Here is a 12,983-nt window from a genome sequence, read left to right as displayed (position 1 = left end):
AGCCTCACGCGGCGCGCGCTGCCTTGCTGTCCGGATGGCATTCCGGACACGTCTTGCCCGCCACGTACATGGGCGATTCTTGTGCTTCCGGCGGAACCACCGCGCGGCAGCCGAAGCATTGCGTGGTCTTGCTCGGTTCCAGTTGCGGATTGAGCGCGGTGCGGTAGTCGAACACGAAGCAGTCGCCGTGATAATGCGCGCCGCCCACTTCCTCGAAGTATTTCAGAATGCCGCCTTCGAGCTGGTACACGTTCTCGATGCCGGCTTCCTTCATGTGGATCGCGGCCTTTTCGCAGCGAATCCCTCCCGTGCAGAACGACACGACCGTCTTGCCTTCCAGGTCGGCGCGATTCTGCTCGATCACTTCGGGAAACTCGCTGAATTTCGTAATGCGGTAGTCGAGCGCGTTGTCGAACGTGCCGACGTCGACTTCAAACGCATTGCGCGTGTCGAGCATCGCGACCGGACGGCCCTGGTCGTCGTGACCGCGATCGAGCCAGTTTTTCAGTGTCGGCGCGTCGACGAACGGCGCGCGGCCAAGCTCAGGACGAATGGCCGGCTTTTTCATCGTGATGATCTCGCGCTTGAGCTTGACCAGCATGCGGGTGAACGGCTGCTTGTCCGACAGGCTTTCCTTGAACTGCAGATTCACGAACTTGCCTTCGAACAGCGCGTCGTGGCGGATGTAGTCGATAAAGGCGTCGGTGTTCTCACGCGTGCCGGCGACGAACAGGTTGATGCCTTCCGGGGCGAGCAGAACGGTGCCCTTCAGGCCCAGCGCATTGCAGCGGTCCGTGACGAACGGGCGCCATGCGGCGGTGTCTTCGATAGTCGCGAATTGATACGAAGAGAGATTGACGATACTCATGAGTGTCCAGCAGTAAGAAGTGGCCGGCCTTGCGGAAAGCGGGCGCGGCGGGGTGCCCGCCTTCAGACGCCATGCGGCGCGGCCACGTCGAATAGAGCGAAACCCGTATTATCCCTCAACCCGGCGCTTTGCCCGACTCGGCCAAATGGCTAGCCGGTTGCCGTAGCGCAAATTGTCCGCGAACTTGCTGTCGGTCGCGCTCCGCGCGAGCGGCCATCCGCATGCACCGCAAGCTCAGGACCGCCTATGCAAGCGGCTCCCGCGTGTGCGTCCTAAGCCGATCGGCTAACGCGCGGTTTTGGCCTGAAAACTCCGGAAGGGTGGAGTTACAATGTCGCCCATGTCAGATCCCCGCTTCGTTCATCTCCGCGTTCACTCCGAATTTTCGATTGCCGACGGCATCGTGCGTCTTGACGACATCGTCAAGGCCGCCGCCAAAGACGGCCAGGGCGCGCTCGCCCTCACCGATCTGGGCAACGCATTCGGCCTCGTCCGTTTCTACAAGGAAGCCCGTGGCAAAGGGGTCAAACCCATTGCCGGCTGCGACGTCTGGATCACCAATCCGGACGACCGCGACAAGCCTTCCCGTTTGCTGCTGCTGGTGAAAGACCGGGTCGGCTATCTGAACCTGTGCGAACTGCTCAGCAAGGCGTCGCTCACCAATCAGTATCGCGGTCGCGCGGAAATCGAGGCCGGCTGGCTCGAATCCGGCCTGGGCGTCGGGCTGCTTGCACTGTCCGGCGCGCAGCAGGGCGACATCGGCCTCGCGCTCGCGGCGGGCAATGAAGAAGCGGCCAAACGTAACGCGTTGCATTGGGCGAAGGTATTCCCGGGCGGCTTCTATATCGAGTTGCAGCGCTGTGGTCTGCCGGGCGGCGAGCAGTATGTGCAGCAGGCGGTTGCGCTCGCGGCGTCGCTGAAACTGCCGGTGGTCGCCACGCATCCCATGCAGTTCATGACGCCGGACGACTTCACCGCGCACGAAGCGCGCGTGTGCATTTCCGAAGGCGACATTCTGGCGAATCCGCGCCGCTCGAAGCGTTTTACGTCCGAGCAGTACTTCCGTACCCAGGAAGAAATGGCTGCGCTGTTCGCGGACATTCCGTCGGCGCTCGCCAATTCGGTGGAAATCGCCAAGCGCTGCAACCTCACGCTCGAACTCGGCAAGCCCAAGCTGCCGCTATTCCCGACGCCCGACGGCATGTCGCTCGACGACTACCTCGTGCTTCTGTCGAAAGAGGGCCTCGAGAAGCGTCTCGAGCAGTTATATCCGGACGAAGCTGAGCGTGCGGCGCAGCGAGCAACGTATTACGAGCGCCTCGAATTCGAGTGCGGCACGATCATCAAGATGGGCTTTCCCGGCTACTTCCTGATCGTGGCGGACTTCATCAACTGGGCCAAGAACAACGGCGTGCCCGTCGGACCGGGCCGGGGCTCGGGCGCGGGTTCGCTGGTCGCGTACGCGCTCGGCGTGACCGACCTCGATCCGTTGCGCTACAACCTGCTGTTCGAACGTTTCCTGAATCCGGAGCGGGTGTCCATGCCCGACTTCGACATCGACTTCTGCCAGCACGGCCGCGATCGCGTGATCCAGTACGTGAAGGAAAAGTACGGTGCGGACGCGGTGTCGCAGATCGCCACCTTCGGCACGATGGCGGCAAAGGCGGCGGTGCGCGACATCGGCCGGGTGCTCGATCTCGGCTACATGTTCACGGACGGTATCGCCAAGCTGATTCCGTTCAAGCCGGGCAAGCACGTCACCATCGCGGACGCGATGAAAGAAGAGCCGCTGCTGCAGGAGCGCTTCGACAACGAAGACGAAGTGCATCAACTTCTCGAACTCGCGCAGCGCGTGGAAGGCCTGACGCGTAACGTCGGCATGCACGCGGGCGGCGTGCTGATCGCGCCCGGCAAGCTAACCGATTTCTGTCCGCTGTATACGCAGGGCGATGAAAGCGGCGTCGTGAGCCAGTACGACAAGGACGACGTCGAAGCCGTCGGCCTCGTGAAGTTCGACTTTTTGGGTCTGACCACGCTGACGATTCTCGATTGGGCCGAGCGCTATATCCGCCGCCTCGATCCGTCGAAGCAGGACTGGTCGCTCGGGCAGGTGCCGCTCGACGATCCGGCGTCGTTCTCGATCCTCAAGAAAGCGAATACGGTCGCCGTGTTCCAGCTGGAAAGCCGCGGCATGCAAGGCATGCTGAAAGACGCGCAGCCTGACCGCTTCGAGGACATCATCGCGCTGGTCGCGTTGTACCGTCCGGGCCCAATGGACCTGATCCCGAGCTTCTGCGCGCGTAAGCACGGCCGCGAAGTGGTCGAGTATCCGGATCCGCGGGTCGAATCTGTTCTGAAAGAGACCTACGGCATCATGGTCTACCAGGAGCAGGTCATGCAGATGGCGCAGATCATCGGCGGCTACTCGCTGGGCGGCGCCGACTTGCTGCGTCGCGCGATGGGTAAGAAGAAGGCCGAGGAAATGGCCGAGCATCGCGAGCTGTTCCGCCAGGGCGCCGCGAAGAACGGCCTGGCCAGTGAGAAGGCCGACGAAATCTTCGACCTGATGGAGAAGTTCGCGGGCTACGGCTTCAACAAGTCGCACGCGGCTGCGTATGCGCTGCTCGCGTATTACACCGCGTGGCTGAAGGCGCACCATCCGGCGGAATTCATGGCGGCGAATATGTCGCTCGCCATGGACGACACGGACAAGGTCAAGATCCTGTTCGAAGACTGTCTGACGAACAAGATGGCGGTGCTGCCGCCGGACGTTAATCTGTCCGCGTACCGCTTCGAGCCGGTGGCGGAAGCCGACGGCAAACGTTCCAGAACGATCCGCTACGGTCTCGGCGCGATCAAGGGCAGCGGCCAGAACGCGATCGAAGAAATCCTGCGCGCGCGTGAAGAAGGTCCGTTCATCGACATCTTCGATTTCTGCAACCGCGTCGATCGCCGCATCGTCAACCGCCGTACGGTTGAAGCCTTGATCCGCGCCGGCGCCTTCGACACCTTGCATGCGAATCGCGCCCAACTGATCGCTTCGGTCTCGCTCGCCATGGAAGCGGCCGAGCAGGCGAGCGCCAACGCGCTGCAAGCGGGTCTGTTCGACATGGGCGATGCGCCCTCGCAAGGTCACGAGCTGGTCGACGAGCCGGAGTGGCCGGAAAAGAAAAAGCTGCAGGAAGAGAAGGCCGCGCTCGGCTTCTATCTGTCTGGCCATCTGTTCGACGCCTACAAGGGCGAAGTGCGCCGCTTCGTGCGCCAGAAGATCGGCGAGCTGAAGGAAGGCCGCGACAAGCTGGTCGCGGGTGTGATCGCATCGCTGCGCACGCAGATGACCCAGCGAGGCAAGATGCTGATCGCGCTCCTCGACGACGGCACCGGCCAGTGCGAAGTCACGGTTTTCAACGAGACGTTCGAAGCGCACAAGCAGCTGTTCAAGGAAGACGAACTGCTGGTGGTTCAAGGCCAGGCGCGTAACGACGCGTTCACGGGCGGCATCCGCTTTACAGTCGACACGGTCATGGATCTCGGCCGCGCGCGCTGCCGTTACGCCGAAGCGGTGAAGGTGCAGATGAACGGCAATGCGGACGCGCTGGCATTGCGTCGTGTGCTCGAAGCGCATAGCGCGGGCAAGGACGAACCGCAAGCGGCAGCGGCGCCGGCGGCTTCATCGCGTGGTGGAAACGGCGGCGGGCGAAATGGTGGCGGCTATGGCGGCGGTGGCCAGCGTCAGGCCGTACAGATCCCGAACGGGCTTGCCGTGCAGGTGGTGTATCGCAGCCAGAATGCGGAAGGTGAAATGCGTCTGGGCGACGCATGGCGCGTGAAGCCGACCGACGAACTGCTGGCCGCCTTGCGCGGCGAGTTCGCGGGAAGCTCGATCGAGATCGTCTATTGATCTTGCATTTGCTCGCGCCGGTGGTGCGGGCAGAGCTGATTGGGCACTGTGGCGTCGAAGCATTGCGAAGCGAATGATGCTGCGCATGCCCGTTGCCCAAGCGGGGATCACTGGCGCGGGCGCCCGGCGCCCAGCGTCGCGGCAAGGCTGCTGGCGTTGGCGACGCACATGCCGACACCTACCGCGCCACCTTCTCCCCCAACCGCGCCAGCTTCAAAAACCTGTAATACACCGTCTCCGCATTGAACACGGCGATCATGAACCCAGCGCGGCCGTCCAGAAAACCACGGCGCAGCAAGTAAGTCCGCACGAACGCCCACGCGCCGCGCCCGAGCGCCTTGCCGAAGCTGCCGCGCTGACCCGCCGCGTGACGTTGCTGGGCGCCCGCTGTCGAATACGCGTCGAGCTTGCGCAACACGCCTTCGAAGTCCTCGTAGGAGTAGTGCATTAGCTTGCCGGTGAGGCGCTGCGCCGGGGTGTCGAACACCAGCCGCTCATGCACCAGATCGTCGGAGAAACGCGCGGCGCCACGTTTGAACAGACGCGGAATCCAGTCGGGATACCAGCCGCTGTGATGAATCCAGTGGCCGCAAAAACTCGACAGCCGGTCTACCGCGTAGACCTCCGCGGTAGGGGCCATAAGCGCCGCGCGGATCGCTGACGCCAGTTCCGGCGAGACGATCTCGTCGGCGTCGATCGAAAGAATCCAGCTGGTGCTGAGCGCGTCGACCGCGCGATTCTTTTGCGGGCCGAAGCCCGGCCAGTCGGTCTGCTCGATCACGCGGGCGCCGTGCGCGCGGGCGATCTCGGCGGTGCCGTCGGTGCTGCCGCCGTCGATCACGACGATCTGATCGGCGAAGGCCACGGCTTGCAGGCATTCAGCCAGCCGCGCCGCCGCGTTTTTGGTGATGATGGCGACGCCGAGGGTGGTTTCTTGCATACCTGAGTAGCGTGAGAGCGGATTGACGGAACGATCGCGCGAGCGGGGGGCGCCAGGCGAGTGGCACGAGGAGTATACACAGCCGGCCTCCAACCGCCGTCGCTCACCCCCAACCGTTTACAATGCTCTCTTTTGATATTCCGCACGGTCGGCATTCTGTTCGCCGCGCGGCTGCTGTCCCGCCTTCTCAGAGGATTCCTTGAGCGCGAAGCCAACGTTAAGCAAACCCATCGGTTCAGGTGAGGCGTCGTCGCCCGCCGTCGTCTTTAAACGGCTGTGGCCGTATATCCAGCCGCTGATGTGGGTTCTCCTCGGCGCAATCGTCGCGATGGCCGTCAGCGCCGCGACCGATGCGGCGATCCCCGCCTTGCTCAAGCCTCTGCTGGACAAGGGCTTCGGCGCGCATGCCAACGACATGACCAAGTGGTTCGTTCCGGCCGCGGTGATCGGCCTCGCGCTGATTCGCAGCCTGTCGCAATACGCGTCCGGGTATCTGCTTGCCTACGTGACGAACAAGATCCTGCTCGATCTGCGCCTGAAGATGTTCGAGCGCATGATCCACACGAGCGTCGCGTTCTTCCAGCGCGAAACCGCGAGCACGGTGATCAACGCGATCGTCTTCGAGGTGAACCAGATTCTCAACGTGCTGCTGAGCGTGCTGGTCACGCTGGTGCGCGATTCGCTCACCGTGGTCTTCCTGCTCGGCTACCTGTTCTATCTGAACTGGCGTCTGACGCTGATCGTCGCGGTGCTGCTGCCGGCCATCGGCTGGCTGGTCGGCAAGATCAACCGCCGCCTGCGTCGTTTGAACCGCGAACATCAGCTGCTCACCAATGAGCTGTCGTACATCGTCGAAGAATCGGTGGGCGGCTACAAGGTCGTCAAGGTGCACAACGGCGAGCAGTACGAGATGGAGCGCTTCGAGTCGATGAGCAAGCGTCTGCGCGGCTATGCCATGCGCATGACGGTGTCCGGCGGTCTCGCGCAGCCGTTGACGCAGTTCCTCGCATCGATCGCGCTCGCCGTCGTGATTACGATCGCGGTGGTGCAGTCGTCGTCGGATCAGACCACGGTCGGCGGCTTCGTCGCCTTCGTCACGTCGATGCTGCTGATCATCTCGCCGCTCAAGCATCTGATGGACGTGAACCAGCCGCTGCAACGCGGCATGACGGCGTGCGAACTGATCTTCGGTCTGATCGACGAGCCGTCGGAACCCGAAGGCGGTGGCAAGCCGCTCGAGCGCGCGCGCGGCGAAGTGGAATTCCGCGGCGTCTCGTTCAATTACAGCGCCAACGCCACGCACAACCGCCACACGCTCGACCAGGTGTCGTTCAAGGTGGCGCCAGGCGAGATGATCGCGCTCGCGGGCCCGTCGGGCAGCGGCAAGACCACGCTGGTGAATCTGCTGCCACGCTTTTTCGATCCGACCGCAGGTCAGATCCTGGTCGACGGCGTGCCGATCCCCGAATACGATCTGCACGCGTTGCGCGGCCAGATCGCGATGGTGAGCCAGGACGTGGTGCTGTTCAACGACACGGTCGCCAATAACGTCGCCTACGGCCAGACCGCCGATCCCGACAAGGTCAAGGCGGCGCTGCGCGCGGCCAATCTGTGGGACACCGTCGAGGCGATGCCCAAAGGCATCGACACGCTGGTCGGCGACAACGGCCTGATGCTCTCGGGCGGCCAGCGGCAGCGTCTGGCGATCGCGCGCGCGATCTACAAGGACGCGCCGATCCTGATCCTCGACGAGGCGACCTCGGCGCTGGACTCCGAGTCCGAGCGCCACGTGCAGGCTGCGCTGGAAACCTTGATGAAGGGCCGCACGACGCTCGTCATCGCGCACCGCCTGTCGACCATCGAGCGCGCCAACCGCATTCTGGTGATGGAAGCGGGGCGCATCGTCGAGAGCGGCAGCCATCGTGAACTGCTGGCGCAAGACGGGCTGTACGCGCATCTGCACCGCATCCAGTTCCAGCAGACCGCGGCCTGAAGCGCACGACACGTCAATCGTCCATTCGACTCTCCATTCACGCGGTCCGCCAGCCCGGACCGCGCATGACGTCCCCTTAACATTTGCCGAGGCGCAGGCGCGCGCTGTCTGAATGAAGAAACTTGGACTCTCCAGTAACGCCTTGCAGCACAGCGGCGGCCTCGAGCGCTACGCCATGGATCTGGTGCGCGGCCTCGCCGCGCTCGGCGTCGAGCCTGCCTTCTTCGCGCGTCGTTTCGACGCGTCGCTGCCGGAATGCAAGTTGGTCGAGCCGCATCGCATCAACGTCTCGTTCCTGCCGGGCAAGCTGCGCGATCGCTGGTTTTCGTGGCGGCTGCGCGCGGCGCGGCGCGCGGCGCATGTCGACGTGTTGATCGGCTGCAACCGCGTCGACTCGTCTGAAGTGGCGATCTGCGGCGGCACGCATCTCGGTTTTTTGCGGGCGACGGGGCGCGCGCAGAAGCGTTCGGACCGCTGGCAGATTGCACTCGAGCGTCGCCAATACGAGCGCTCGAAAGTGGTGGTGGCGCATTCGCAGCTGATGCACGACGAGTTGCGCGAACTGTACGCAGTCGACGAGGCAAAGATCCGCGTGCTGTTTCCCCCCGTCGACGGCACGCGCTTCGCGCCGACCAACGCCGCGACGCGCGCCGCCTTGCGTCGCAAATATGGTTTCGCCGACAACGAGATTGTCCTGCTGTTTCCGTCGAGCAGCCATGAGCGCAAGGGTTTGCCGCTGATCGAAGCCGCGCTGCGCGACACGACGCTGCCCGTGGTGGTGGCCGTGGCCGGCCGGCCGCCCGCGCGCACGTCGGAGCGGCTGCGCTATATCGGCTATGTGAAAGAACTCGCGGAGTGTTACCAGGCCGCGGACTTCACGATCCTCGCTTCGACCTATGAGCCGTTCGGCCTGGTCGGCATCGAATCGGTGATGTGCGGCACGCCGGTCATTTTCCCGTCGAGCATTGGGTGCTGCGATGCGATCGCCTCGCACGCGAAATTCATGTTCGCGCCGCATGACGTGGCCGATCTGCGCGCGACACTCGAACGGGCGGTGCGCGAGCATCGCGACGGCACGCGTCGCGCGCCGCTGGAACTGGCCCGCGACGCGGTCCTGTATGACGCAAGCGTGGCCGCTCACGTGAGCGCGCTGTTGACGCTGGCGCGACAGATCGACGCCGCGCGTTAGGGACCGCCGCACCCTTGTCACAGAAGGGGCGGGCGGGCCTGCTGGCGCGGTTTCGCGTCGTTCCGCAGCAGGGCCACATGTTATAATTTTGAGTTATCAACGCTCGAAATTCAATTCGAGCCGAACACCCACTTATTTGATCGAGCTTTCCATGCCGGCCCGGACAGGCGGCGGGCGAGAGGCGCCGCGTCCCGAGCCGCGCCGGCCCGCTGTGACGGGGCCGTAGCCGCTGCACTGGAGGCCTTCGGGAAGAATACCGCTGGAGATTGTGCATGGTGAACGCGACCTCGCGCCGGGTATCGGCGTACAGCAAGATCGCGGCGGGAACCCACGCGCCGATGAGCCTATGAGTCGGCTTGCCGGGCGTCTTCGTATCTTTGCGCGGGCCATTCCGCGACTGCTGATCAAGCCATTGCGCCGCGCGCCACGGCACCCGCGCCGTATCCTGATTGCGCACCATCTGTTGCTGGGCGACACGCTGCTGCTCACGCCGCTCGTCGCCAAGCTACGTGCACAATATCCGCAAGCGGAGATTGTTCTCGCCTGTCCGAAGGCGATCGTGCCGCTGTATGCCGGGCGGCCTTTCGACGTCACTGCGTTGCGCTTCGATCCGCGTGATTCGAAGTCGGTGCGCGACGTTTTGCTTTCCGGACCTTACGACCTCGGCATGGTGCTCGGCGACAATCGTCATAGCTGGCTCGCGTTGGGCGCGGGCTGCCGCTGGATCGTCGGACACGCGGGCGATGCACCGGCCTGGAAGAACTGGCCGCTCAACCGGAGCGTGCCGTATCCCGCTACGCCGGCAGCCTGGGCCGATCTCGCCACCGAGCTGATCGACGGGCCGCCGCCGCGCGCCTACCGGCCCACCGACTGGACCGCGCCGCAACACGCGGCCCTACCCGAGTCGGCGCTGCTTACGAAGCCTTATGTCGTGCTGCATCCGGGCGCGAGCACCAGCGTCAAACGCTGGCCCGACGCGCGCTGGCGGGAACTGGCGCAACGCGTCGAAGCACTCGGCTATCTGCCGGTCTGGACCGGCGGACCAGGCGAAGCGGAACTGATCCGTGCGATCGACCCGGACCCGCACCATCCGAACCTGGCGGCGCGGCTCGGTCTCGGCGAGTTATGGCACGTGTTCGCCGGCGCGCAAGCCGTGGTTTGTCCCGATACCGGCGTCGCGCATCTGGGGCGTCTGATTGGGGTGCCGACGCTCGCGCTGTTCGGGCCGGGCAACGCGCTGATTCACGGCGCGGGCCGCTACTGGCGCGAGGTGCCCTTCGTGCCGATTACGATCGCCGATATGCCGTGCCGCGATCAGCCTTTTATCTTCCGCCGCGAGGTAGCATGGGTGCGACGCTGTGATCGCAACGAGACGACCTGCGTCGCGTGGCGCGGCGACCATGCCGACTGTATGGGACGGCTGTCGGTCGAATCGGTATACAACGCATTGCAAAATGTTCTGGTGAAAGTGTAATGACTCACACGGCTGCGCGAGTGGAGCGCGTGTTCTGGGTTGCCTGTCCGGTCATTCTGTTTGTGGTGATGTTCGGCCACATGACGGCGATCGTCTTCAATGCACTCGCCCTGATGGCGCTCGGCGTGCTGGCGGCGGCCTGGTCGCCGGACCGGCCGTCGCCGTGGCACTGGCCACTGGCGCTGCCCATCGCGGGGTGGGCCGGCTGGAGCCTTCTTTCGGTCGCGTGGTCCATGTATCCGATGGTCAGTCTGCACGCGTGGTGCGACGAGGTGCTGTATCCGCTGGTGTCGTTCTGGGGCTTCTGGCTATTCGGCAATCAACTGCGGCGGCCTGAGCCCGTGGTGCTCGTCAACTGGATCGCGTGCGTGGCGCTCGCGGCGATCAGCGCGCGCTACTGGGGGCATCTGCAGCCGCCCACCGCGAATACTTTCCCGCTGCATTTCTATAACCGCGTCGGCCACACCAGTACGCTCGCGGTGTTTGCCATACCGCTGTTCGCGGGCTTCATGCTGCGGCCGCGTTGGCGTGTGATCGGCGCAAGCGGCATCGCGTTGTGCCTCTTCATCGGACTCGCCACGCTCAACCGGTTCTTCTGGCCGGCGGCCGCCGCGACGCTGCTGGTCGCCTTGTTCCCGCTGTACCGGCGTCGCCTGCTGCTGGCGTTGCTGGTCATTGCCGTGGTGGGCGCGGCCGGCGTGGGCACACTCGAACTCAGCTCCCGTCTGCGGACGGCCGGCGCCGTGCCCCTTCCCACGCAGGCGCGTGATGTCGCGATCGACGGTCATCAGGTTTACGTGCCGGGCTCGCTGTCCGCAATCGGCGACACGGTATCGGCTGACACGCGTCCGAAGCTGTGGGCGTTTTATGTCGGTGAAGCCGAGCGCCACGCGTGGGTCGGGGTAGGCTTCGGCAAGCCGCTGCCGGGTATCGTTTATCGCGGCGAAATGCCGGCCAGTTTGCTGGCGGTTGAACCACAAGCGCTGACGCATGCGCACAACCTGTTCATCAACACCTGGTTGCAGACGGGATTCATCGGGGTGGTGCTGCAGACCGTGCTGTTGGTGTGCCTCGTCAAGCGATTCTGGCGGCTGCGGCGAGTCGAGCCCTGGTTGTGCGCCGCGGGTGTGGCGCTGGTGGCGGGCATGATCGCGAAAAATACCACCGACGATTTCATGTGGCAGACCACCATGCTCGCGTTCTGGGCATTTGCGGGCCTGCTGCTGGGCTGCGCGGAACAAGCCGGCGCTTCGGGCGAGATATCGCCCGAAGCCGCACGCGGAGAATCGACGGTGGTGCGCAGAGAGCAACGGCGCGAAGCGCCGACGGCCGAGTTGGGCGAATGATCCAGTGACGAACGCAAACAACCGTCATGCTACTGAAGCTGACAGCACGCCGCTGCGCATCCTGTTTCACATCAACGATTTCGGCAAAGGCGGCACCGAGACCGCGCTGCTCTCCTGGCTGAAGACGCTCGACCGGCGGCTGTTCGCGCCGAGCCTGTCGGTGACGTATCCGACCGACGATCTGTCGTTCTGGCGCGCGCAGTCGATTCCCGATGACGTCCCCGTCCATGTTCTCGCCTCGTCGAAATGGATGTACGCGCTTCATCAGGCGGCGCGCCGGCGCAAGCTCGGCGTCGGCGCGAAGTTGTTGCACAAGCTATTGACCTACGGCGCGATCAGGCCGCTGGCGGCGCTGCGCATGCGGCGTCTTGCGAAGCGGCACGATCTGATCTGCGATTTCGATTTTTCGCTGCGCCATGTCGCGGGCAGTTGCAATGTGCCCTGGTTCGGCGTCAGCCATTTCAGTCTCGCGGCGCGCCTCGGCGGCAAGAGCGACCGCTATGTCGCCCGGCGCGTGAAGCATTATTCGCGTTACTCGGCGATCGCCGTGCTGACCCCAGCCATGCTGCGTGAGGCGCAAGAACTCTTCTCGGCAACCGGGCTGGACATTGTCGAATTGCCGAATGTGATCGACGTCGACGCACTGCGGCGCGCGGCGCGCGCGGAGATCGAACGTCCGGCGGAGTCGTTCATCGTTTCGGTGGCGCGTCTGGACGAAGGTCAGAAGGACCACAAGACGCTGCTGCGAGCCTATGCGCGGATATGCGAACGGGGCCGCTGCCAGGCGGCGCTTGTGCTGATCGGCGAGGGGCGCGACCGCCGGGAACTGGAGCAACTCGCCGAGGAACTGGGGATCGGCGCGTCCGTGCATTTTCTGGGCTTCTGCGCCAATCCGCCGCCCTATATCCGGCAGGCGGAAATGCTCGTCTTGAGCAGCCGCTACGAGGGATTCGGCATGGTGCTTGGCGAGGCCATGGCGCTCGGCACGCCGGTGCTATCGACGGATTGCCCGACCGGCCCGCGGGATTTGCTGGACGGCGGCAAGGCCGGCCTGCTCGTGCCGGTTGGCGACGTGGAAGCGATGGCGCTCGCAATCGAACGCCTGCTGACGGACACCGAGTTGCGCCGGAGTCTCGCGCAAGCCGCGCTGCAAAAGGTCGACACGTTCACGCCCGTGAGCGCCAACCAGCGGATGCTGGGACTGGCGTTGCGTATCTCCGGGAAGCAGGACTCGCCGTCGGGCGTGCAGGCCTCCCACTGAACCGCAAGCTA

General features: G+C 64.4%; 9 protein-coding genes. 6 read left to right on the top strand and 3 right to left on the bottom strand.

The window, feature by feature from the left end:
• Window positions 1-4: 4 nt before the first annotated feature.
• On the bottom strand, window positions 5-868 hold the full coding sequence (locus RI103_RS13675) for a sulfurtransferase (protein ID WP_310812508.1): 864 nt from the start codon (window positions 866-868) through the stop codon (window positions 5-7).
• A 331-nt stretch (window positions 869-1,199) separates the two neighbouring features.
• On the opposite strand from RI103_RS13675, the gene dnaE reads away from it, so the two are divergent.
• Window positions 1,200-4,769 (top strand): DNA polymerase III subunit alpha, encoded by a 3,570-nt coding sequence (gene dnaE / locus RI103_RS13670; RefSeq protein WP_310812507.1) that lies wholly within the window; start codon window positions 1,200-1,202, stop codon window positions 4,767-4,769.
• A gap of 178 nt (window positions 4,770-4,947) precedes the next feature.
• On the opposite strand, the gene RI103_RS13665 is transcribed toward dnaE, so the two are convergent.
• A complete protein-coding gene (locus RI103_RS13665) occupies window positions 4,948-5,709 on the bottom strand; it encodes a glycosyltransferase family 2 protein (protein WP_310812506.1) in 762 nt (253 codons plus the stop codon).
• 117 nt (window positions 5,710-5,826) lie between these two features.
• On the bottom strand, window positions 5,827-6,084 hold the full coding sequence (locus tag RI103_RS13660) for a hypothetical protein (RefSeq protein WP_310815287.1): 258 nt from the start codon (window positions 6,082-6,084) through the stop codon (window positions 5,827-5,829).
• Between RI103_RS13660 and msbA the strand changes: the two genes are divergently transcribed.
• From msbA to RI103_RS13635, 5 genes are all read left to right on the top strand, one after another.
• Window positions 6,008-7,702, top strand: a complete 1,695-nt coding sequence (msbA, locus tag RI103_RS13655; RefSeq protein ID WP_310812505.1) for a lipid A export permease/ATP-binding protein MsbA — start codon at window positions 6,008-6,010, stop codon at window positions 7,700-7,702. The two genes, RI103_RS13660 and msbA, sit on opposite strands and share 77 nt — an antisense overlap.
• Window positions 7,703-7,814: 112 nt before the next feature.
• The gene (locus RI103_RS13650; RefSeq protein WP_310812504.1) at window positions 7,815-8,891 is read left to right on the top strand and encodes a glycosyltransferase family 4 protein; all 1,077 of its coding nucleotides are present in this window, start codon (window positions 7,815-7,817) and stop codon (window positions 8,889-8,891) included.
• 346 nt (window positions 8,892-9,237) lie between these two features.
• Window positions 9,238-10,365: a glycosyltransferase family 9 protein gene (locus tag RI103_RS13645; protein WP_310812503.1), complete on the top strand. Its 1,128-nt coding sequence runs from the start codon at window positions 9,238-9,240 to the stop codon at window positions 10,363-10,365.
• A complete protein-coding gene (locus tag RI103_RS13640; RefSeq protein WP_310812502.1) occupies window positions 10,365-11,711 on the top strand; it encodes an O-antigen ligase family protein in 1,347 nt (448 codons plus the stop codon). The genes RI103_RS13645 and RI103_RS13640 overlap by 1 nt, the downstream gene beginning before the upstream one ends.
• A 4-nt stretch (window positions 11,712-11,715) precedes the next feature.
• Entirely contained in the window at window positions 11,716-12,972 is a 1,257-nt protein-coding gene (locus tag RI103_RS13635; RefSeq protein ID WP_310812501.1) for a glycosyltransferase, read from the top strand.
• The last annotated feature ends 11 nt before the right edge of the window (window positions 12,973-12,983 follow it).

Origin of the sequence: Paraburkholderia sp. FT54 (genome assembly GCF_031585635.1) — a bacterium.
Lineage (GTDB): Bacteria > Pseudomonadota > Gammaproteobacteria > Burkholderiales > Burkholderiaceae > Paraburkholderia.
This window is presented reverse-complemented; position numbering and strand designations above follow the sequence as displayed.